The organism is Streptomyces sp. KL109B, assembly GCF_030766935.1.
Lineage (GTDB): Bacteria > Actinomycetota > Actinomycetes > Streptomycetales > Streptomycetaceae > Streptomyces.
Genome location: NZ_JASERL010000016.1, coordinates 83,223 through 105,550 on the forward strand (window position 1 = coordinate 83,223; position 22,328 = coordinate 105,550).

General features: G+C 70.6%; 16 protein-coding genes, 1 tRNA gene and 1 pseudogene. 7 read left to right on the top strand and 11 right to left on the bottom strand.

Annotated features, from left to right (window positions below):
• Positions 1–95 precede the first annotated feature (95 nt).
• Positions 96–767 carry a hypothetical protein gene (locus RBJ65_RS37655; protein ID WP_306319286.1) on the bottom strand — a complete coding sequence of 224 codons (672 nt, stop codon included), beginning with the start codon at positions 765–767 and terminating at the stop codon, positions 96–98.
• A 47-nt stretch (positions 768–814) separates the two neighbouring features.
• Here RBJ65_RS37655 and RBJ65_RS37660 point away from each other — a divergent pair, with 47 nt between their 5' ends.
• Positions 815–1,003: a DUF5703 family protein gene (locus RBJ65_RS37660; RefSeq protein ID WP_018535088.1), complete on the top strand. Its 189-nt coding sequence runs from the start codon at positions 815–817 to the stop codon at positions 1,001–1,003.
• A gap of 106 nt (positions 1,004–1,109) precedes the next feature.
• Here the strand turns inward: RBJ65_RS37660 and RBJ65_RS37665 are convergent, their stop codons facing one another.
• From RBJ65_RS37665 to RBJ65_RS37675, 3 genes are all read right to left on the bottom strand, one after another.
• Positions 1,110–1,838, bottom strand: coding sequence for a chaplin (locus RBJ65_RS37665; RefSeq protein ID WP_306319287.1), 729 nt, complete (start codon positions 1,836–1,838; stop codon positions 1,110–1,112).
• 124 nt (positions 1,839–1,962) lie between these two features.
• Positions 1,963–2,196, bottom strand: a complete 234-nt coding sequence (chpH, locus tag RBJ65_RS37670; RefSeq protein ID WP_306319288.1) for a chaplin ChpH — start codon at positions 2,194–2,196, stop codon at positions 1,963–1,965.
• 159 nt (positions 2,197–2,355) lie between these two features.
• Complete coding sequence (locus tag RBJ65_RS37675; protein WP_306319289.1) at positions 2,356–3,681, bottom strand: M20/M25/M40 family metallo-hydrolase; 1,326 nt, start codon at positions 3,679–3,681, stop codon at positions 2,356–2,358.
• Between the two features lie 154 nt (positions 3,682–3,835).
• On the opposite strand from RBJ65_RS37675, the gene RBJ65_RS37680 reads away from it, so the two are divergent.
• The 3 genes from RBJ65_RS37680 (at position 3,836) to RBJ65_RS37690 (ending at position 8,889) form a co-directional block, all read left to right on the top strand.
• Positions 3,836–3,920, top strand: a tRNA-Leu gene (locus tag RBJ65_RS37680).
• A 160-nt stretch (positions 3,921–4,080) separates the two neighbouring features.
• Positions 4,081–6,807 (top strand): hypothetical protein, encoded by a 2,727-nt coding sequence (locus tag RBJ65_RS37685; protein ID WP_306319290.1) that lies wholly within the window; start codon positions 4,081–4,083, stop codon positions 6,805–6,807.
• A gap of 120 nt (positions 6,808–6,927) precedes the next feature.
• Positions 6,928–8,889 (top strand): serine/threonine-protein kinase, encoded by a 1,962-nt coding sequence (locus RBJ65_RS37690; protein ID WP_306319291.1) that lies wholly within the window; start codon positions 6,928–6,930, stop codon positions 8,887–8,889.
• A gap of 740 nt (positions 8,890–9,629) precedes the next feature.
• Here RBJ65_RS37690 and gnd read toward each other — a convergent pair.
• The 6 genes from gnd to tkt form a co-directional block, all read right to left on the bottom strand.
• The gene (gene gnd, locus RBJ65_RS37695; protein ID WP_306319292.1) at positions 9,630–10,508 is read right to left on the bottom strand and encodes a phosphogluconate dehydrogenase (NAD(+)-dependent, decarboxylating); all 879 of its coding nucleotides are present in this window, start codon (positions 10,506–10,508) and stop codon (positions 9,630–9,632) included.
• Between the two features lie 97 nt (positions 10,509–10,605).
• The gene (gene pgi, locus RBJ65_RS37700; protein ID WP_306319293.1) at positions 10,606–12,255 is read right to left on the bottom strand and encodes a glucose-6-phosphate isomerase; all 1,650 of its coding nucleotides are present in this window, start codon (positions 12,253–12,255) and stop codon (positions 10,606–10,608) included.
• Positions 12,248–13,195, bottom strand: coding sequence for a glucose-6-phosphate dehydrogenase assembly protein OpcA (opcA, locus tag RBJ65_RS37705; protein WP_306319294.1), 948 nt, complete (start codon positions 13,193–13,195; stop codon positions 12,248–12,250). Before opcA ends, pgi begins: the two co-directional genes overlap by 8 nt.
• On the bottom strand, positions 13,192–14,730 hold the full coding sequence (gene zwf, locus RBJ65_RS37710; protein ID WP_306319295.1) for a glucose-6-phosphate dehydrogenase: 1,539 nt from the start codon (positions 14,728–14,730) through the stop codon (positions 13,192–13,194). Before zwf ends, opcA begins: the two co-directional genes overlap by 4 nt.
• A complete protein-coding gene (tal, locus tag RBJ65_RS37715; RefSeq protein ID WP_306319296.1) occupies positions 14,727–15,848 on the bottom strand; it encodes a transaldolase in 1,122 nt (373 codons plus the stop codon). The genes zwf and tal overlap by 4 nt, the downstream gene beginning before the upstream one ends.
• Positions 15,849–15,900: 52 nt before the next feature.
• Positions 15,901–17,997 (bottom strand): transketolase, encoded by a 2,097-nt coding sequence (tkt, locus tag RBJ65_RS37720; RefSeq protein ID WP_306319297.1) that lies wholly within the window; start codon positions 17,995–17,997, stop codon positions 15,901–15,903.
• 184 nt (positions 17,998–18,181) lie between these two features.
• On the opposite strand from tkt, the gene RBJ65_RS37725 reads away from it, so the two are divergent.
• Entirely contained in the window at positions 18,182–19,117 is a 936-nt protein-coding gene (locus RBJ65_RS37725; protein ID WP_306319298.1) for an AraC family transcriptional regulator, read from the top strand.
• 66 nt (positions 19,118–19,183) lie between these two features.
• On the opposite strand, the gene RBJ65_RS37730 is transcribed toward RBJ65_RS37725, so the two are convergent.
• Positions 19,184–19,915, bottom strand: a complete 732-nt coding sequence (locus RBJ65_RS37730) for a FadR/GntR family transcriptional regulator (RefSeq protein ID WP_306319299.1) — start codon at positions 19,913–19,915, stop codon at positions 19,184–19,186.
• 172 nt (positions 19,916–20,087) lie between these two features.
• Here RBJ65_RS37730 and RBJ65_RS37735 point away from each other — a divergent pair, with 172 nt between their 5' ends.
• Together RBJ65_RS37735 and RBJ65_RS37740 are read left to right on the top strand one after the other, a co-directional pair.
• A complete protein-coding gene (locus RBJ65_RS37735) occupies positions 20,088–20,831 on the top strand; it encodes a gamma-glutamyl-gamma-aminobutyrate hydrolase family protein (RefSeq protein ID WP_306319300.1) in 744 nt (247 codons plus the stop codon).
• An 83-nt stretch (positions 20,832–20,914) separates the two neighbouring features.
• Positions 20,915–22,228, top strand: a pseudogene (locus RBJ65_RS37740) (amino acid permease).
• Positions 22,229–22,328 lie beyond the last annotated feature (100 nt).

Sequence of the window (22,328 nt, forward strand, 5' to 3'; positions counted from 1 at the left end):
AGCAGCGGGGCCCGGGGCGGAGCCCCGCAACCGCAACCCCGGTGTGGCGGGACCCACCCGTGGCGTGGGAAGAGGACCGGCCCGCCCCGGAGCGGTTAGCGGTCGGCCTCCTCCAGCGGCTCGTCGAAGTCGGCGGCGCCGTCCTCGTCGTCGAACACCGCACTCACATCGAACCGACACACCACCCGCTGCGGATCCACCTGCTCGAAGGGCCCCTCCAGCCAGTCCCCCGGATCCGCCGGCTCGTCCGACGCCGTGACCCAGAGCGTGGAGTCCCCCTCCTCAAGACCGAACTCCTTGTGCCGGGAAGCGATCTCGTCGGGCTCGAACTCACCGAAGAGCACGCCGAGCGCCGCGTGCACACTGCTCCCCGCCCCGTTCACGGACTCCGAATCCGCGTCCACGTCCGCGTCCGCGTCCAGGTCGGCGACCCTCCCGGCCTGCGCCAGCAGACGCTGCGGCTCGACCACGGCGTAGTCGCGTCGGATCAGCACGCTCAACGCGTTCGGTTCCTCGGGCCCCGCGTACGGCGGCAGCGAGTCCTCGCCGCCGGGGATCTCGAAGGGGGTGACCTCGTCGTAGCGGTCGTAGAGGAGCTCGTCGTACTCCTCGGCCGCGGCGGCGAGTTCGTTGAACGCTTCGTAGACGGCCGGGTCGTCCTCTCCCGACCGGCGCTCGACCGCCGCCAAGTGGGCGTCGAGCGCTGCCTTGACCGCCTCGGCGGCGGCGCGTACCTCGGCAGCGGTGGGCTGCGCAGCATCAGACATAGTGCAGACGCTATCCGTACCGGGCCGCTGCCCGCACAATAGATGCGATGCCGGAATACGAATTTGTCGACGTGTACGTACCTCGCGGGGTATCCCGTAAGGAGGCGACGCGTCTGCTGACGGACCATGCCGAGTACGGACACTGGGAGTTGGACCGATTGAGCCTGCGCCGCGACGGCAGTCGCCGCGTGCGGCTGCGCCGACGGATCATCCGCCAGGTACGGGCCACATGGTGACCTGACGAGGGCAGGGCGAGAGAGAAGACGAAAACGGAGCGGGCCCCGTCCCCGGGGCCCGCTCCGTTTCGTACCGCCTGACATCACAGCCGCGTACCGCCCGACGTCACGACGCCGCGTTCGCCTTCCGGTACAGCAGCGCACCCGCGAGCAGCGCGCCTCCGGCCATCGGGACGGCCGCGCCGATCGGCATCGAGCTGCCGGTCTCCGCGAGCTCGCCGGTCGCCCTCGGGCTACCGGTCTGCCCGAGCTGGGACTCGCCCTCGGGCATGGCGACGGTCTGCGTCCCCGGTTCGTTGGGCATGTGACCGCTGCGCGTGGGCGGGGTGGTCGGGTTCGACGGAGTGTCGGAGCTCGGCGGCGGCGTGCCGACGCTGCTCCCACCGCCCTCGTCGGAGCAGCCGTTGCCGCTCGTCGCGTTGCCGATCGAGCCGACGCCGATGGAGTCGCCGCACACGTTCACCGGGACGTGCACCGGAGCCGACACATGGTTGCCGGAGCCGACGCCGGGCGAGTCGCTGCTCTGCCCGGAGGCCTGCGCGCTGTCGCCCGAGGACCGCTCGGCGGCCTTCTCCTTGCCGCCGCCGTCGTCCGAGCCGCTGTCGCAGCCGTTGCCGGACGCCGGGTTGAGCAGTCCGACGACGTTGATGGTGTTGCCGCAGACGTTCACCGGTACGTCCACGGGCGCCTCGACGGAGTTGCCGGACAGGACGCCCGGCGAGTCCGAGGAGCTGCCGTCCGCACCGGAGTCCGCGTGCGCGTAGCCGCCGGTCGCGGCGAGCACACCGGACGCGGCCGCCACGGTGATCAGGCCCTTGCGCATGACCTGTCGCATAGGTTTCCCTGCCTTGCCTTAGAAGTCTTGTCCTGGAGCCTTGGACAACCCGGCGGCCCCGGAGTGCATGGCGCGCACTCCGGGGCCGTGGGCTCAAACCCTCAAGGGGTGAGGCACAACAACGTCAGTCGTTGGTGCAGGTGTTACCGAAGGCGGGGTTCAGCAGCCCGATCACGGAGATCGTGTTGCCGCACACGTTCACCGGGACGTGAACAGGCGCCTGAATGACGTTGCCCGAAACGACGCCCGGGGACTGCGTGGCAGCACCCTGAGCACCGGAGTCGGCGACGGCCATGCCCGCACCCGCGAGAACCAGACCACCAGTGGCAGCCGCAGCGGCGACGACCTTCTTGATCATTATTCCTCCTTGTTGGCAATGCAGTCCCAGCCGCGGACTGCACCACCTGTAACGAGGAGAAACTGATGGGGCTACGAGCGCCCGCTCCCTTTCACTCTTTTCAGTCAAGTGCGCACGTGCGGACGATTGCGCCCCGGTGTCGGGTTGACGTCGGGAGGCTCAGGACGCGTCGATGAAGCGGTCCAGGACCCGCACGCCGAACTTGAGGCCGTCCACCGGCACCCGCTCGTCGACCCCGTGGAACATGCCGGCGAAGTGCAGCTCGGGCGGCAGCTGCAGCGGCGCGAAGCCGAAGTTGCGGATGCCGAGCTCCACGAAGGACTTGGCGTCGGTGCCGCCGGAGAGCATGTACGGGATGGCCTTGCCGATCGGGTCCTCGGCCTCGATGGAGGTCTTCATGGCGTCGACGAGCGCCCCGTCGAAGGTGGTCTCGACGGCCTTGTCGGCGTGCACGTCCTCGCGCTTGACCTTGGGGCCGAGGATCCGGTCGAGGTCGGCGAGGAACTCGTCCTCGTGGCCGGGCAGGAAGCGGCCGTCGACGCCCGCGGTGGCCTCGCCGGGGATCACGTTGACCTTGTAACCGGCGCCCAGCTGAGTGGGGTTGGCGGTGTTGGAGAGGGTGGCGCCGATCAGCTTGGCGATGCCGCCGAGCTTGGCGATGGTCCCCTCCATGTTCTCCGGGTCGAGCTCGGTGCCGAGGGCGTCGCCGAGTTCGTCGAGGAAGGCGCGCGTCGTCTTGGTGACGCGGACCGGGAACTGGTGGCGGCCGAGGCGGGCGACGGCCTCGGACAGTTCGGTGATCGCGTTGTCCCGATGGATCATCGAGCCGTGCCCCGCGGTGCCGGCCACGCTCAGCTTCATCCAGTGCATGCCCTTCTCGGCCGTCTGGACGAGGTAGAGCCTGCGCTGCTCGTTCACGGTGAAGGAGAAGCCGCCGACCTCGCTGATCGCCTCGGTGACGCCCTCGAACAGATCCGGGTGGTTGCGGACCAGATGGCGGGCGCCGAACACGCCGCCGGCCTCCTCGTCGGCGAGGAAGGCGAGGACGATGTCGCGCGGGGGCTTGCGGCCGCTGCGCAGCCGGTCGCGGACGACCGCGAGGGTCATCGCGTCCATGTCCTTCATGTCGACGGCGCCGCGGCCCCAGACGCAGCCGTCGGCGATCTCGCCGGAGAACGGGTGGTGCGTCCAGTCCGCCGCGTTGGCGGGGACGACGTCGGTGTGGCCGTGGATGAGGAGGGCGGGCCTTGAGGGGTCCTCGCCCTCGATGCGGGCGACCGTGGAGGCGCGGCCGGGGTGCGACTCGAAGATCTGCGGTTCGAGGCCGACCTCGGCGAGCTTCTCCGCCGTCCACTCGGCGGCCTTGCGCTCGCCGGGACCCGAGTGGTCGCCGTAGTTGCTGGTGTCGATCTGGATCAGTTCGCGGCAGAGGTCGACGACCTCGTCCTGCCCGGAGACCGCCCTGCCCGTACTCGGCTCGCTCACGCTGCTTCCTCTCTGACCTCTGTGACCTGTGGCCGTGGATGCCTCTCATCCTCTCTCCCGCGGGTGACAGGGGTGTGATCGGGGCACTGCGAATCCCTGGTAATGTTCTCTGTGTCGCTGCGGGGAACACCCCGCACAGAGCGGCAGACACCTAGTCCGGGTGGCGGAATGGCAGACGCGCTAGCTTGAGGTGCTAGTGCCCTTTATCGGGCGTGGGGGTTCAAGTCCCCCCTCGGACACTTCAATAGGCAACCGTCAGACGCAGGTTATGACTTCACAGTCATGACCTGCGTTTTTCGTTGTTGCTGGCCGGTTTCCGACCTCCCGGAACTTCCGGCTCAGTGCCACGCTCCCCCGTGCCGGGCAATTCGCCCATGCCCCGGCAAAAAGGAGAGCACCATGGCATTCATGCGTCACAAGACGACCGGGTTCGCGGGCGCGTTCGCATATCCGCAAGCGACCTGGCAGGCGCTGTTCCTGCGCAGCACCGACACCGCGGTGATCAGTGAGAGCGGCCTGGTGGAGGACGGCAATTGGGCCTCCGTGGCCGGAGGGAAGCTGCGGGGCATCGGCGCGTACCAGAACTTCAACTGGTACAGCGACGGCGTGCTCCAGCTGCCCAGCGACGGCACGGCGTGGCAGACGATGCTGTTCCACGGCGACCGGGCGCTTCAGTACGACTGGGACAAGGGCACCGGCACCGAGGCCGCGTGGTCGCAGATCGGGAACTGGGGCACGGCCCTGCCGGTGCGCTACCGCTCCGGGCTCGACGCCCTGCTCCAGGCGCCCAACTCGGCGGACAGCAAGTGGCGTACGTACTTCTTCAAGGGCTCGCGCGTGCTGACCCTGAACTGGAGCACAGGGGTGGAGCGCGAGTGCCTGATCACCGAGGGCCCGGAGGCCACCGGCGCGGCCGGCTGGGCGAGCCTCCCGGTCGGCTTCCGCGGCGACCTCGACCACGTGGTGGCGCTGCCCGATGCCTCGGGGGCGCGCCGCACGCTGCTCGTCAAGGGCGAGGACGGGCTGATCCTGAACTGGAGCAGCGGCGTCGAGAAGACCGGCAAGCTCTCCACCCTCTTCGCCGGGCTCGGCAAGCTGCCCGCCAAGTACCTCACTCCGTACCGGCCGTTCAGCGGTCGCTACGTCATGGACACCGCCACCACCAGGGTCGAGCTGCGGCTCGACTTCGAGGGTGACCGGGCGCTGTGCGTGGCCAGTGGCGATGTGTTCACCAAGAGCGGCGACACCGTCACGTACACGAACTCCTTCCGTGCGAACGCGCTGCGCGTGTATCTGTCCCAGACGCGGGTCCAGTTGAACCAGACCGGCGGCGTGCAGTTCGCGAATCCGTCGAACCGCACGGACATCCAGGTGGTCATTCCGCGCGTGGCGGCCGGGCAGACGGCGGGCAAGGCGGATCTGATCCTCGCCGTCCCCGCCTGGACGGAGGGCGACCAGTGGCAGCTCACGTGGGAGGCCTCGGCGTTCCGCACGGTCGACTTCGAGACCGACACGATGTCCGGCACGGCGAACTTCGTCGACTACGACACCGCGTCGGCGGACACCCCGCCCGGCTACCGCGACCGCCGGATATCGGTGTCGTCGGCGTTCGCGGAGGCGGGCGTCGAGATGCGGGTCGCCGGGACCACGAATGTCGCGAACGACAGCTCGGGCGAGGATCTGCGCTGGTCCGAGGCCGAGCTGCACGCCGCCATGGTCGCCAACTTCAGCCTCCAGCGCGACGTACCGCAGTGGAAGCTGTGGACCTTCGTGGCGACCAAGTACCTCCAGGACGCGGTCGGCGGCATCATGTTCGACCAGATGGGATCCCACCGCCAGGGCATGGCCGTGTTCTACAAGGCCCTTGAGGCCTACGGCCTGGTCGGCAGCAACGTAGAGCTGCACACGTACGTCCATGAGCTGGGGCACGCGTTCAACATGCTGCACTCCTGGCAGAAGAACCTGGCGAGCCCGCCCGCGCCGCTGGGTCCCGAGAACGGGTACGGCGAGCTGTCCTGGATGAACTACCCGCAGAACTACCGGAGTTCGGCGGGCAACGGCTCGGAGGCGTTCTGGAAGGCGTTCCCCTTCCAGTTCTCCGACGACGAGCTGCGCCATCTGCGGCACGGCTTCTACCGGTACATCGTCCCCGGCGGCGACAACTGGACCATCAACGCCGCCCTTGAGCTGAGCGGCGGTGAGGCGTTCTCGCTGCCCGTCACCGACGAGTCGGGGCTGCGCCTGGAACTGGGCGGCAAGCAGGCGTTCGGGTACGGCGAGCCCGTCATGGCGGACATCAAGCTCGTCCGCACCCGCGGCGATGTCACCGTCGCCACCGACCTCAGCCCGAAGGGCGAGCGCGTGGCCTTCGCGATCACCGACCCGTCGGGGCGCTCCCGGCCGTTCCGGCCCATGACGCGCATCTGCTCCGGCCACCACGGGCCGGAGGCGACGACGAGGCTCACGGCGGCGGACCCGGCGATCTACGACACCGTGTATCTCGGCTTCGGCGCCGAGGGCCTGTACTTCAGCGAGCCCGGCCGCTACCGGATCGTCGCCGTGTACCAGGCGGCGGACGGCTCCCGGGTGGTGTCGCAGCCGCGCACGGTGCTGGTCAGGCAGCCCGTGGACCGCACCGACCAGCAGGTCGGCGAGCTGCTCATCGGCGACCAGCAGGGCACGCTCCTCGCCCTCCTCGGCTCGGACGCGCCGCAACTCTCGGCGGGCGACAACGCGCTCCGCGAGGTCGTCGAGCGGTTCGGCTCGCACCCGCTGGCCGTGTACGCGCGCCTTGCCAGGGGCGCCAACGCGGGCCGCGACTTCCAGCGTGTGCACTCCGGCCGGATCGAGGTGCGCAGGCCCGACATCAAGGAGAGCGTCTCGCAGCTCACCGCCGCCATCGACGCCTCGACCGGTGACGCGGGGCTCAACAACATGACGCTCAACGCCGCCATGCGCCGGCTGGCCCGGGTGCACGCCAAGGAGGGCGACCTCCACCGGGCCGACCAGGTCCTCGGCCGGATGACCCGTGTCTTCAAGGACAAGGGGGTGCCGGCGCAGGTGCAGAAGCGGGTCCAGAAGCAGGCGGAGGAGACGCGCACGCGGATCCACGCCAAGAAGGGCTGACCCCGGACCGGGGCAGCGGAACCCCGGACCGGGGCAGCGGCCCGCACCCCACCGGCGCGTACGCGTATTGACGATCGTTCAAGCGACGCGCCGGTGAGGTGCTTTGCGTCACGTGATGCAATGGACCCTCGACGCAACATGGGGGTGCAGCGGGACGTGTGGGCGAACAGGGAGCCCGGCAGCAGTCAGTTCCGTCCGCTGGACGACAAGGATCCGCGGACGGCGGGCGGATACCGCCTGGTCGCGCGGCTCGGTGCCGGCGGAATGGGACGTGTCTATCTGTCACACACGCCGGGCGGCCGGGCCGTCGCGGTCAAGGTGATCAGACCCGAGCTGGCCGAGGATCCCGAGTTCCGTCGCAGATTCCGTACGGAGGTCGCCGCGGCCAGCAAGGTGCACGGGCTCTACACGGCGCCGGTCGTCGACCACGACACGGAGGGTTCGGATCCGTGGTGCGCGACGGCGTACGTGCCCGGGCCCTCGCTCGCCGAAGCGGTGCGCGAGCACGGGCCGCTGCCCGTGGACACGGTGCTGCGGATGACGGCGGGGATCGCGGAGGCGTTGCAGGCGGTGCACGACGCGGGCATCGTGCACCGCGACCTGAAGCCGTCGAACGTACTCCTTGCCTCCGACGGGCCGCGCGTCATCGACTTCGGGGTGGCGCGGGCGGCCGACGCGACGTCCGTGACGCGCAGCGGGGCGGCCGTGGGCACGGTCGCGTACATGGCTCCGGAGCAGGTGCTCGGCGGTTCGGCGAGCGGGTCGGCCGATGTGTTCGCGCTCGGGCAGACCGCGGTGTTCGCCGCGACCGGTTCCACCGCGTACGGGGAGGGCGAGCCGCACGCGGTGCTTTACCGGGTCGTGCACGAGGAGCCGGATCTCTCCGAAGTCCCGGACGAGCTGCGGGAGTTGATATCCCGCTGCCTCAGCAAGACCGCCGAGGACCGGCCGACCGTACGGGAGGTCATCGAGACGGTCCAGGTCATACGCGAGGCACAGCCCGGCGGACCGGGGCCCGCGACGGACGCGTGGCTCCCGGGGGAGCTCGCCGAGGGGATCGCGGCGCGGGCCGAGGGGGCGCGGGTGGCGGGGGCGGAGCCGACGGGGCTTTCTACGCCGCCGGGGAGTGCCGGGGGCGCCGACTCCGGGTCCGGCTCCGGGTCCGGGTCCGGTGGGGTGTTCGGCCCGCCGGAGGGCTTCGGGGAGGACGGGCAGGGCCGGCAGGGCGGGCAGGATCATCCGCCGACCGCACCCGATGTACCCGGCTCCCCCGCCGCGTTGCCCGATCCCTACGTCATGGGGCGTCAGCCGCAGGCCCCGGCCCCGGCTCCGGCTTCGCCCGCGGGCGCGGAGACCGCGGCCGTGAGTACGACGGCGCCGCGGAAGCGGTCCCGTGGGTGGCTGCTCGCGGCCGTCGGGGTCGCGCTCGTCGCGTGCGGTGCGGGGGTCGCGCTGTGGCTCGTGCCGGGTGGGGGCACCCGGGACGACAAGGCCGAGAAGCCGGTCGCCGCCCGCTCGCCGGAGGTGACGGGGTCCGCGTCGAAGTCGGCTTCCGCGTCCAAGTCCGCGTCGCCGAGCGCCTCGAAGGCGCCGAAGCCCACCAAGTCGGCCGCGCGTCCCGCGCCTTCGGGTGCGCCCGACGGCGGGGCGGCCTCTCCCGAGGCACCCACCACGAGTGCGCCGCCGACGTCGGAGGCACCGGATCCGTCGACGTATCCCGGCATGGTCCTGACGGACGGCCAGGAGCTGTCCCTGTCGGACGATCCGTTGGGGCCGAAGGCGGGTGAGGGAGGTTCGAACGGGGACCTCACGTACTCCGTGTTCAGCGACGGGGCGCAGCTCGCGCCGGGCAGCGCGTCCGGGGCCACGCTCGCGCTGCTCGACGCCGGGCAGCCGAGCACGCTCGACGCGTGCCGTGCGGCGCCGGGGTCCCAGGACTTCCAGTGGGTGTACAACCTGCCGGTGGGGCAGCGGATGTGTGTGGTCAGCGCGTCTGGGGACGTGGGGCTGCTGACGCTCCAGGGCAAGACGGAGGGCAAGAACGTGACCCTCGACGCGAAGGTGTGGCGGGGCGTCGGGTAGCGGGGCCGGGTCTTTCGTTGCGCTGCGGCGGGGGTACCTGCGGTGCGGCACCGGGGCCGTGACGTCGACCGGGGACCTGCGGTGCGACACCGGGGCCGTGACATCGACCGGGGCTCGGCCCCACGTTCCTGCGGTGCGGCACCGGCGTGCGCCAGGCCCGACCGGGGCCGGACCCCGCCTCCCTGACACGCCGCACCGGGGGCCGCCTTGCCCACCCTGCCGCCCTAGGCGGCAGATTGCCCAAGGCGGGTGCGGCCTACCGCAACGGGTGGGGAGCCGGGGCTGACGGCAGGTGACACAAGGCGCGTGGCGTCGGCCGCAACGGGTGGGGAGCCGGGGTGGGCGGCGGATTGCCCGAGGCGGGTGCGGCACCCCGTCGGGCCGACGCCCCCGGAGGGGGCGGGTGGGAGGGAGATGGGCGGAGCGCGGCAGGCGACGCGGGCACCACGGGTGGGTCATTCGAGCCCCTGCGGCGATTGAGCAGCGGGGTCCGGGGCGGAGCCCCGAGGCGTGGGAGCGGGGCCGGGCAGGCCAGGGCCCGAGGCGTGGGGCAAACCCGTGTCCGAGGCGTGGGAGCGGGGCCCGGCAAGCCAGGGCCCGAGGCGTAGGAGCGGGGTCGGGAAAGCCAGGGTCCGAGGCGTGGGGCGGTCGGCCGCGTCGTCGTACGCCGAGCGGGCCCACCCCGTGGTCGAGGTGGGCCCGCTCGGCCGGGGTGGGGGTACCCCCCGGTCCCCGGAGGGTTACTTGGCGGATTCGACCGCGTGGCCGCCGAACTGGTTGCGCAGCGCCGCGATCATCTTCATCTGCGGCGAGTCCTCCTGCCGGGAGGAGAAGCGCGCGAAGAGGGAGGCCGTGATCGCGGGCAGCGGCACCGCGTTGTCGATGGCCGCTTCCACGGTCCAGCGGCCCTCGCCGGAGTCCGCCGCGAAGCCGCGCAGCTTGTCGAGGTGGGTGTCCTCGTCGAGGGCGTTGACGGCGAGGTCGAGCAGCCAGGAGCGGATGACCGTGCCCTCCTGCCAGGAACGGAAGACCTCGCGGACGTTGTCCACGGAGTCCACGGCCTCCAGGAGCTCCCAGCCCTCGGCGTAGGCCTGCATCATCGCGTACTCGATGCCGTTGTGGACCATCTTGGAGAAGTGACCGGCGCCGACCTTGCCCGCGTGGACGTAGCCGTAGTCGCCCTCGGGCTTGAGGGCGTCGAAGACCGGCTTGACGCGCGCGACGTTCTCCTCGGAGCCGCCGACCATGAGGGCGTAGCCGTTCTCCAGGCCCCAGACGCCGCCGGAGACACCGGCGTCGACGAAGCCGATGCCCTTGGCGGCGAGCTCCTCGGCGTGCTTCTCGTCGTCCGTCCAGCGGGAGTTGCCGCCGTCGACGACGATGTCGCCCTCGGAGAGGAGACCGCCGAGCTCGTCGACCGTCGACTGGGTGGCGGCGCCCGCCGGGACCATCACCCAGACCACGCGCGGGCCTTCGAGCTTCTCGACCAGTTCGGCGAGGGAGGCGACATCGGAGACCTCGGGGTTGCGGTCGTAGCCGATGACCTCGTGGCCCGCGCGGCGGATGCGCTCGCGCATGTTGCCGCCCATCTTGCCGAGACCGATGAGACCGAGCTGCATGTCAGTTCACTTACCTTCAGTGCTAGTTGGGGCTGCGTAGGAGTAGGACAGGAGTAGGGCAGGAGTAGGACAGGAGTAGGGCAGGAGTAGGACAGGACTAGGTGCGGTCGCGCAGGCTGCGGTACGTGTCGACCAGGGACCGCGTCGACGCGTCGAGGCCGGGGACCTCCGCGCCCTCCGTCAGGGCCGGCTCGACGCGCTTGGCGAGGACCTTGCCGAGTTCGACGCCCCACTGGTCGAAGGAGTCGATGTTCCAGATGGCGCCCTGGACGAAGACCTTCTGCTCGTAGAGGGCGATGAGCTGGCCGAGGACCGACGGGGTGAGCTCCTTCGCGAGGATCGTCGTCGTCGGGTGGTTGCCCTTGAACGTCTTGTGCGGGACCAGGTCCTCCGCCACGCCCTCGGCGCGCACCTCCTCCGGCGTCTTGCCGAAGGCGAGCGCCTGGCCCTGCGCGAACAGGTTCGCCATCAGCAGGTCGTGCTGGCCCGCGAGGGTGTCCGACAGCTCGTCGACCGGCTTGGCGAAGCCGATGAGGTCCGCCGGGATCAACTTCGTGCCCTGGTGGATGAGTTGGTAGTAGGCGTGCTGGCCGTTGGTCCCCGGGGTGCCCCAGACGACCGGGCCGGTCTGCCACTCCACGCCCCGGCCCTCGCGGTCCACGGACTTGCCGTTGGACTCCATGTCCAGCTGCTGGAGGTACGCAGTGAACTTGGACAGGTAGTGGCTGTACGGGAGGACCGCGTGCGACTGCGCGCCGTGGAAGTTGCCGTACCAGACGCCCAACAGGCCGAGCAGCAGCGGGGCGTTGGCCTCGGCCGGTGCCGTGCGGAAGTGGTCGTCGACGAGGCGGAAGCCGTCGAGCAGTTCGCGGAAGCGGTCCGGGCCGATGGCGATCATCAGCGAGAGGCCGATGGCCGAGTCGAAGGAGTAGCGGCCGCCGACCCAGTCCCAGAACGCGAACATGTTGGCCGTGTCGATGCCGAATTCCGACACCTTCTCGGCGTTCGTCGACAGGGCGACGAAGTGCTTCGCGACCGCCGCCGAGTCACCCAGCGAAGACAGCAGCCATTCGCGCGCCGCCTTCGCGTTGGTGATCGTCTCGATCGTCGTGAAGGTCTTGGACGCGATGATGAACAGCGTCTCGGCCGGGTCGAGGTCGCGGACGGCCTCGTGCAGGTCGGCGCCGTCGACGTTCGACACGAAGCGGAGGGTGAGGTCGCGGGCGGTGAAGGGCCGCAGCGCCTCGTACGCCATCGCCGGGCCGAGGTCGGAGCCGCCGATGCCGACGTTGACGACGTTGCGGATCCGCTTGCCGGTGTGGCCGGTCCACTCCCCCGTACGCACGGAGTCGGCGAAGACGGCCATCCGGTCGAGGACTTCGTGGACCTTCGGCACGACGTTCTCGCCGTCGACCTCGACCACGGCGTCGGCCGGGGCGCGCAGGGCCGTGTGCAGGACGGCGCGGTCCTCGGTCGTGTTGATCTTCTCGCCGCGGAACATGGCGTCGCGCTGCCCGAACACGTCGGTGGCGGTGGCGAGTTCCTGGAGGAGGGCGAGGGTCTCGTCCGTGATCAGGTGCTTGGAGTAGTCGATGTGCAGGTCACCGACGGAGAGCACGTAGCGCTCGGCGCGCGCGGAGTCCTTCGCGAACAGGTCGCGCAGGTGCGTGCCGTTGAACTTCGCACGGTGGTCCTCAAGGGCCGTCCACTGCGGGCGGCGGGTGAGGAGGGGGTTGCTGTCAGGCATGTTGAACGGACTCCTTGGTGACTGTGCCGTGGTCGGCTGCCTGCAGGGCCACGGCGTACATCTCGTCGGCGTCGAGGCGGCGGAGCTCCTCCGCGATCAGCTCGGCGGTGGAGCGGACCTTCAGGGCGAGGGTGCGCTCGGGCTGGCCGGGGAGGGTCAGCGTGGCGAGCGGGCCGTCGGGGCGGTCGATGCGGATCTCGCCGCCGGGGGTACCGAGGCGTACGGCGGTGACGACCGGGCCGTCGGTGGTGACGCGCTCGACCTTGACGCCGAGGCGGGCGCCGAGCCAGCGGGCGAGCAGTTCGGCGCTGGGGTTGTCGGCCTCGGACTCGACGGCCGCGGAGACGATGTCGGCGCGGGCCTGGTCGAGGGCGGCGGCCAGCATGGAGCGCCACGGGGTGAGGCGGGTCCAGGCGAGGTCGGTGTCGCCGGGGGCGTAGGACCTGGAGCGCTGGGCGAGGGCCGCGACCGGGTCCTCGACGGCGTACGCGTCGGTGATGCGGCGGGCGGCGAGGGCGCCGAGCGGGTCCTTGGCGGGGACGTCGGGCGCGTCGACCGGCCACCACACGACGACCGGGGCGTCGGGAAGCAGCAGCGGCAGGACGACGGAGTCGGCGTGCTTGCCGGTCTCGCCGTACAGGCGCAGGACTACGGTCTCGCCGGTGCCGGCCTCGGAGCCGACCCGGACCTCGGCGTCGAGCCGGTTGCCGTGGCGGTCGCGCGGCAGCCGGTTGGTGCGCCGGATGACGACGAGGGTGCGCGAGGGGTGCTCGCGGGACGCCTCCTCGGCCGCCTTGATCGAGTCGTAGGCGTTCTCCTCGTCCGTGACGATGACCATCGTCAGGACCATGCCCACGGCGGGCGTCCCGATGGCCCGGCGCCCCTCGACGAGCGCCTTGTTGATCTTGCTTGCCGTGGTGTCGGTCAGGTCGATCCTCATGGCCTGCGCCAGCTCCGTCCGTCTCGTGCGAGCATCTCGTCCGCTTCCTTCGGGCCCCAGCTGCCCGAGGCGTACTGGGCGGGCCTGCCGACCTTGTCCCAGTGCTCCTCGATGGGGTCGAGGATGCGCCAGGACTCCTCGACCTCTTCCGTACGGGGGAAGAGGTTGGCGTCGCCCAGCAACACGTCCAGGATCAGCCGCTCGTACGCTTCCGGGCTGGACTCGGTGAACGACTCGCCGTAGGCGAAGTCCATGGACACGTCGCGGATCTCCATCGACGTACCCGGCACCTTGGATCCGAAGCGCACCGTCATGCCCTCGTCCGGCTGGACGCGGATGACGACGGCGTTCTGGCCGAGCTCTTCCGTAGCAGTGTGGTCGAACGGGGAGTGCGGGGCGCGCTGGAAGACGACGGCGATCTCGGTGACGCGGCGGCCGAGGCGCTTTCCGGTGCGCAGATAGAACGGGACGCCCGCCCAGCGTCGGTTGTCGATCTCCAGCTTCACGGCGGCGTACGTGTCGGTCTTCGACTGGCGGTCGATGCCGTCTTCCTGGAGGTAGCCGCGGACCTTCTCGCCGCCCTGCCAGCCCGGCGCGTACTGCGCGCGGACGGTCTCCTTGGCGAGGTCCTTCGGCAACCGCACCGACTTGAGGACCTTGAGCTTCTCGTTGACCAGGGACTCGGCGTCGAACGAGGCCGGCTCCTCCATCGCCGTGAGGGCGAGCAGCTGGAGGAGGTGGTTCTGGATGACGTCGCGGGCGGCGCCGATGCCGTCGTAGTAGCCGGCCCGGCCGCCGATGCCGATGTCCTCGGCCATCGTGATCTGCACGTGGTCGACGTACGAACGGTTCCAGATGGGCTCGTACATCTGGTTGGCGAAGCGGAGCGCCAGGATGTTCTGGACGGTCTCCTTGCCGAGGTAGTGGTCGATGCGGAAGACCTGCTCGGGCGAGAACACGTCGTGCACGATGCTGTTCAGCTCGCGCGCCGAGTCCATGTCGTGGCCGAACGGCTTCTCGATGACGGCGCGCCGCCAGGAGCCCTCGGGGCCGTCCGCGAGGCCGTGCTTCTTGAGCTGCTGCACGACCTTGGGGAAGAACTTCGGCGGTACGGAGAGGTAGAACGCGTAATTGCCGCTGGTGCCGCGCTTCTCGTCCAACTCGTCGACGGCGCTGCGCAGTTGCGAGAACGCGGTGTCGTCGTCGAAGTCGCCGGGGATGAAGCGCATGCCCTCGGCGAGCTGCTGCCAGACCTCCTCGCGGAAGGGGGTGCGGGCGTGCTGCTTGACCGAGTCGTGGACGACCTGCGCGAAGTCCTGGTCCTCCCACTCACGCCGTGCGAAGCCGAGGAGCGAGAAGCCCGGCGGGAGGAGGCCGCGGTTGGCGAGGTCGTAGACGGCGGGCATCAGCTTCTTGCGGGACAGGTCGCCGGTGACGCCGAAGATGACGAGCCCGGAGGGGCCCGCGACGCGCGGGAGGCGGCGGTCGCGGGGGTCCCTCAGCGGGTTCCGCCAGTCCTGAGCGGTGACGCTCACTTGGCCTCAGCCTCCGTCAGGCGGGAGGAGACGGTGGCGAGCAGGTCGTTCCAGGCGATCTCGAACTTGGCGACGGCCTCGTCCTCGAGCTGCTGGGTGACCTCGTCGAGCGAGATGCCGAGCGCGTCGACGGCCTTCAGCTCGGCGCGCGCCTGCTCGTAACGCCCGGTGATGGTGTCGCCGGTGATCTCGCCGTGGTCGGCGGTGGCCTTGAGGGTGCCCTCGGGCATCGTGTTGACGGTGCCGGTCGCGACCAGCTCGTCGACGTACAGGGTGTCCTTGTACGCGGGGTCCTTGACGCCGGTGGAGGCCCACAGCGGGCGCTGCTTGTTGGCGCCGGCCGCCTCCAGCTTGGTGGCGCGCTCGGAGGCGAAGACCTGCTCGTACGCCTCGTAGGCGAGACGGGCGTTGGCGAGGGCGGCCTTGCCCTTGGCGTCCTTGGCGGCGTCCGTGCCGATCTTGTCGAGGCGCTTGTCGATCTCGGCGTCGACGCGCGACACGAAGAACGAGGCGACCGAGTGGATCGAGGAGAGGTCGAGGCCGCGCTCGTGGGCCTTCTCCAGGCCGGCCAGGTAGGCGTCCATGACGGCCTGGTAGCGGTCGAGGGAGAAGATCAGCGTGACGTTCACGCTGATACCGAGGCCGATGACCTCGGTGATCGCCGGGAGGCCCGCGAGGGTGGCCGGGATCTTGATCATCACGTTGGGGCGGTCGACGAGCCAGGCGAGCTGCTTGGCCTCGGCGATGGTGGCCTCGGTGTTGTGGGCGAGGCGCGGGTCGACCTCGATCGACACGCGGCCGTCACGGCCCTGCGTGGCGTCGTACACGGGGCGCAGGATGTCGGCGGCGGCGCGCACGTCCTGCGTCGTCATCATGCGGACGGCCTCGTCGACGGTGACCTTGCGGACGGCCAGGTCGGCGAGCTGCTCCTCGTAGCCCTCGCCCTTGCCGATGGCGGCCTGGAAGATCGAGGGGTTCGTCGTGACGCCCACGACGTGGCTGTCCGCGATGAGCTCGGCGAGGTTGCCGGACTCGATGCGGGTGCGGGACAGGTCGTCCAGCCAGATGGAAACGCCTTCGTCGGACAGTGCCTTGAGGGGTGCGACGGCGTTGCTCATGTTCTGCTTCATCTTCTTTCGGACGTGCGTGTTTCTACGAATACGTAAAGGGTCAGGCGCGGGCGGCGGCGAGCGACTCGCGGGCCTTCGCGGCGACGTTCTCGGCGGTGAAGCCGAACTCGGCGAAGAGGGTCCCGGCGGCGGCGGAGGCGCCGAAGTGCTCAAGGGAGACGATCCGGCCGGCGTCGCCGACGTAGCGGTACCAGGTCAGCGCGATCCCGGCCTCGACCGCGACGCGGGCCTTGACCGACGGCGGCAGGACGGCGTCCTTGTAGGACTGCTCCTGCTCCTCGAACCACTCGACGGACGGCATCGACACGACACGCGTGGCGACGCCCTCGGCCTCAAGCTGCTCGCGGGCGGCGACGGCGACCTCGACCTCGGAGCCGGTGGCGATGAGGACGACGTCGGGGGTGCCGGTGGACGCCTCGGCGAGGACGTAACCGCCCTTGGCGGCGTCCTCGTTGGCCTCGTACGTCGGCAGGCCCTGGCGGGAGAGCGCCAGGCCGTGCGGGGCCGGCTTCTCCGCGGCGCGCTTGAGGATCTCGCGCCAGGCGATGGCGGTCTCGTTGGCGTCGGCCGGGCGGACCACGTTCAGGCCGGGGATGGCGCGCAGCGCGGCGAGGTGCTCGACGGGCTGGTGGGTCGGGCCGTCCTCACCGAGGCCGATGGAGTCGTGGGTCCACACGTAGGTGACCGGGAGCTGCATGAGCGCCGACATGCGGACGGCGTTGCGCATGTAGTCCGAGAAGACGAGGAACGTGCCGCCGTAGATGCGGGTGTTGCCGTGCAGCGCGATGCCGTTCATCTCGGCGGCCATCGAGAACTCGCGGATGCCGAAGTGCACGGTGCGGCCGTACGGGTCGGCCTCGGGAAGGGGGTTGCCCTTCGGGAGGAAGGAGGAGTTCTTGTCGATGGTGGTGTTGTTGGAGCCGGCGAGGTCGGCGGAGCCGCCCCACAGCTCGGGGATCACCGGGCCGAGCGCCTGGAGGGTCTTGCCGGACGCGGCGCGGGTGGCGACCTTCGTGCCGGTCTCGAAGACGGGGAGCGCGTCCTCCCAGCCCTCGGGGAGGCGGCCCGCGAGGACGCGGTCGAGGGTCTCGGAGCGCTCCGGGTTGGCGGCGCGCCACTCGACGAGCTGCTTGTCCCAGGCGGCGTGCGCCTCGGCCCCGCGGTCAAGTGCCTTACGGGTGTGGGCGATGACCTCGTCCTCGACGATGAAGGTCTGCTCGGGGTCGAAGCCGAGGACCTTCTTCGTGGCGGCGATCTCCTCGTCGCCGAGCGCGGAGCCGTGCGAGCCCTCGGTGTTCTGCTTGGTCGGGGCGGGCCAGGCGATGATCGTGCGCATCGCGATGATGGACGGCTTGTCGGTGACGGCCTTGGCGGCGGCGAGCGCCTCGTACAGGGCCTTCGGGTCGACGTCGCCGCTCTCCGTGGGCGCGATGCGCTGCACGTGCCAGCCGTACGCCTCGTAGCGCTTCAGCACGTCCTCGGAGAACGCGGTCGCGGTGTCGCCCTCGATGGAGATGTGGTTGTCGTCGTAGACGAAGACGAGGTTGCCGAGCTTCTGGTGGCCCGCCATGGAGGAGGCCTCGGCGGAGACGCCCTCCTCCAGGTCGCCGTCGGAGACGATCGCCCAGATGGTGTGGTCGAACGGGGAAGCACCCTCGGCGGCCTCCGGGTCGAACAGGCCGCGCTCGTAACGGGCGGCCATCGCCATGCCCACGGCGTTGGCGACACCCTGGCCGAGCGGCCCGGTCGTGGTCTCGACACCGGCGGTGTGCCCGTACTCGGGGTGGCCCGGCGTCTTCGAACCCTGCGTGCGGAACGCCTTCAGGTCGTCGAGCTCCAGCTCGTAGCCGGAGAGGAAGAGCTGCGTGTAGAGGGTGAGGCTGGTGTGTCCGGGCGACAGGACGAAGCGGTCGCGGCCGGTCCACTCCGGGTCGGCCGGGTCGTGGCGCATGGCCTTCTGGAAGATCGTGTACGCGGCGGGGGCCAGGCTCATGGCGGTGCCGGGGTGTCCGTTGCCGACCTTCTGCACGGCGTCCGCCGCCAGCAGGCGCGCGGTGTCCACGGCACGCCGGTCATTCTCGGTCCACTCGAAGGGCCGCGCGAAGGGGTCGAGTCCGTCCGGTGTCTGCGTGCTCATGTGTCCAGCTTCCTTCACATCCGTTGTCCTGCCTTGGTGTCGAAAGACACCACTCGCCCGGGACCAAAGTCCCAGGTCGAAGCACCTACGAATGTAAAGGTCATACTTTTGGCTCGACAGGTGCCCCCGTGCCAGCGTTCGGTGAAAATGGGACACGCGAACAGGCCGAGCCCAAGGAAAGTGCATGACGGAGCAGGACCCCTCACAGACGAGCGCACATCTGCGGGCGTCCCCCGAAGATCGAGCGCGGATCCGCACCTACCCGTTCGACCCGAGCGCCTCCCTGTCCGGCGTCGGCATCCAGGTCGGACCGATGGGTTCGGAGGGACCTTGGGCCGGCGGCGTGGGTCTTTCGCGGCGCGTGCACCGCATCGACTTCCACGTCCTGCTGTTCTTCCGCGAAGGCCCCGTACGCCACATGATCGACTTCACCGAGTACGAGGTGGGGGCCGGGGACATCCTGTGGATCCGGCCTGGCCAGGTGCACGGCTTCTCGACGGAGGACAGCTACGTCGGCACCGCCCTCACCATGCAGCCGGGCTTCCTGCCGCGCGCGATCGTCGAGGCGACGGGCCTGTACCGCTACGACCGGCCCCCGCTGCTGCACCCCGACCCGGCCCAACTCGCGGCGCTCGACGCCTCGTTGGAGCAGTTGCGCCGCGAGTACCTGGACACGGTCACGCTCCCGCTGAGCCTGCACACCTCGGTGCTGCGGCACACCCTGACGGCGCTGATGCTGCGCGTGGCGCATGTGTCGGCGCAGGCCGCCGCCGAGGACGGGAACCCGCAACAGGACGCCGCCGCCTCCGCGTTCTCCCGGTTCCGCACGGCGGTCGAGCACGGCTTCACGTCCAACCACAGCGTCAGCGCGTACGCCGATGAGCTGGGCTACTCGCGGCGCACGCTGGTCCGGGCGGTGCGGGCCGCGACGGGCCTCACCCCGAAGGCGTTCATCGACCGGCGCGTGATCCTGGAGGCGAAGCGGATGCTGGCGCACACGGAGGTGCCGGTGGGGCGGATCGGGGTCGCGGTCGGCTTCGCGGACTCGGCGAACTTCTCGAAGTTCTTCCAGCAGCACACGGGGGTCACGCCGGCGGGGTTCCGGGCGGAACAAGCGTGAGGCCGGGACCTCCGGGACCTCCGGGACCTCCGGGACCTCCGGCCGGTCACGTGCCCACCCTCACGGTCACGTGTCCGACGTGAAGATCAGGCACATGTCCGCCGTCGCCTGCGCGTGAATCCTGAACTCCTCGCGGGCCCGTTCCGCGTCGCCCGCGAGGATCGCCCGGGTGAGCGGGTCGTGCAGTTCGCCGGGGGTCGAGCGGGCCTCGGCGCCGCCGGGGTGACTGGAAAGCAGCCGGGTCAGCTCGTCCTGGATGCCCTGCTCGGCCTCCAACAGGCGCCGGGAGCCGGAGAGTTCGGCGATGCAGAGGTGGAACGTGGCGTCGGCGGTGCGGTAGGCGTCCGCTTCGGGCAGCAACTCGTGGGTGTGGGCCGCCAGTTCACGTAGGCGCGCGTCCGCGTCGGCCCCTTCGGCGACGCGGCGGGCCGCGCGCGCCGAGGCCTCGCCGGAGATCGCCTGGCGCCACGCCGTCAACTCCTCGATCTGCTCCACCGTGTAGGGGTGCAGGCCGACGAGCTCCTTCACGCGGGTGAGCACGTCGTCGGCGACGTACGTGCCCCCCTTGTAGCCGCGCCGCGTCTCGACGAGGCCCTCCGCGCGCAGCACGGCCACGGAGTGACGCACCGTCATGGGCGCGACGCCGAACATCTCGGCGAGCGCCTTCTCCGACGGGAAGCGGTCGCCCGCGACGAGCATGCGCGCGCCGATCAGTTCGCTCAGGCGCCGCGCGATCGCCTCGGCGGCGCCGCCCGCGCGCACGGGGCGGATGTGTGTGCTCCAGCCGCTGTCATCCACGGGTCGTCACCACGCCCCAGGCCACGTCGTCGTCATCCGCACCCTTGTACCCGCCCGCGCACGCACCTGCGCATCCACTCTTGTACCCACCTTTGTATCCACCCTTGTATTCCATGAACTCTAACCTCTAGATTTCGCTGCGTTCAGTCCTGCCTTGCCCAATGGAGAGCTTATGAGCAGCGCGTCCGTGCCCGTCATCGGCATACCTGTCCGGCTGAGCGTCACCGACGCCCCCGGCACCGACCCTCGTGTGGTCGGAGCGGCCCGCGTCTTCGACGCGATCGTGGATCTCGTACGGGCGTCGGGGGCGCGCCCCCAAATCCTCGGCCCCGGCGACCCGTTGGAGGCGTGCGACGGCTTCGTCGTGCCGGGCGGCGGCGATGTGGACCCGGCGCTGTACGGCGGGCCCGCCGACCACCCCGCCCTGTACGACGTCAACCAGGAGCAGGACCGCCTCGACCTGGCCGTGCTGCGGCACGCGCTCGACGCCCGGCTCCCGCTGCTCGGCATCTGCCGCGGGCTTCAACTCCTCAACGTGGTGCGCGGCGGCACCCTGCACGTCGACCTGCCGCCCGGCTCCGTCGTGCACGATCCGCCCGCGGAGACCGGCGAGGAGTGGGCGCTGCACGACGTCCAGCTGGAACCGGACAGCCGGTGCGCGCGGGCCTTCGGCACGGACGTGCTGCCCATCGCCTCGGGACACCATCAGGCGGTGGACCGGGTCGGCGAGGGGCTGCGGGTGACGGCGCGGGCCGCGGACGGCTGCGTAGAGGGACTTGAGAGCGCCACCGATGAAGGTGGCTGGGTCGTCGCCGTGCAGTGGCATCCCGAGGCGGAGGTGCCCGAACCCGCCCTGCGTGCCCCGCTGTTCGAGGCGCTGTGCCGGGCCGCGTCCCCCGCGGTGCCCGCGTGCTGACCGAGGGGCGCCCCGGGCTCGACAGCTCGGCGGGCGCCCGGCGCGGCGGCCTCGCCCAGGGGCTGCACAGCCGGCACATGACGATGATCAGCATCGGCGGCGCGATCGGCGCCGGGCTCTTCGTCGGCTCCGGCGCCGGGATCCGGCAGGCGGGCCCCGGGATCCTGCTCTCGTACGCGCTGACCTCGCTCATCGTCGTACTGATCATGCGGATGCTCGCCGAACTCGCGGTGGCGAGGCCCGACACGGGCGCGTTCGCCGTGTACGCGCGGCTCGCGTTCGGGCGGTGGGCCGGGTTCGCGGGCGGCTGGATGTACTGGGTGGGGTAGCCGCTGGGGCTCGCCATCGACGCGATCGCCTCCGGCACCATCCTGCACGGGTGGGTGCCGGCGATTCCCGTGTGGGTGGCGGCACTTGTGCTGGTCGGCCTCGTCACCGTGGTCAATCTGACGTCGGTGCGGGCGTACGGCGAGATGGAGTTCTGGGTGGTCTGGCTGAAGGTCGCGGTGGTCGTGGCCTTCATCGGGATCGGGCTCGTCGCCGTGGGCGGGCTGCTGCCGGGGACCGATGCGCCGGGGACGAGCAATCTGCTGGGGCACGGCGGGTTTCTGCCGCACGGGATGGCGGGGGTGCTGCTCGCGATGACCGGGGCGATGTTCTCGTTCTCCGGGTCCGAGATCGTGACCGTCGCGGCCGGAGAGGCGAAGGATCCGGCGAAGGCGATCCGGGGGTGCACACGGTCGATCCTGTGGCGGGTCAGCGTCTTCTACCTCGGATCGCTGGCGGTGGTGGTGCTGTTGCTGCCGTGGGACGCGGGGGCCGTCGGCGAGAGTCCGTTCGCGGCGACGTTGAGTCATCTTGGGCTCGACAACGCGTCGGCGGTGCTTCAGGTCGTGCTGTTCGCGGCGATGGTGTCCACCATGAACTCGCAGGTGTACGTGAGTTCGCGGATGATGTTCGCGCTGGCGCGGGACCGGGATGCGCCGGCGGCGTTCGGGAGGGTGTCGCGGACGTCGGCGCCGCGGAACGCGATTCTGTTCACGGTGGCGTTGGCCGTGTGCTGCGTGATGCTGCAGGTCGTGCATCCGACGACGGCGTTCGACCGGTTGGTGAGTATGGCCGGGGACACGATGTTCGTTACGTGGATCAGTGTGGCCGGGGCGCAGATTGTGCTCGGGCGGCGGGATCGGCGGGCGGGGCGGGTGCCTGCGGCGGGGACCGGGATGTGGTTGTTCCCGTGGTTGAGTTGGGCGGTGTTGGTCGTGGTCGGCGCGATGTTCGTGTCGCTGGTCGTGATGCCGGATTCGCGGGTCGATGCGGTGGGGGCGTTGGTGTTGACCGTTGTGTTGGGTGGGATTTCGTTTCTCTTCCCCAAGCCCGCCCCTTCCTCGGAGTAGCGCTCACGCGCGGGTGGTGGCGGTCGCGGGGCTCTGCCCCGGACCCCGCTGCTCAAGCGCCGCAGGGGCTTGATTTGGTGGCCCTCGCCTCGGGAATCGC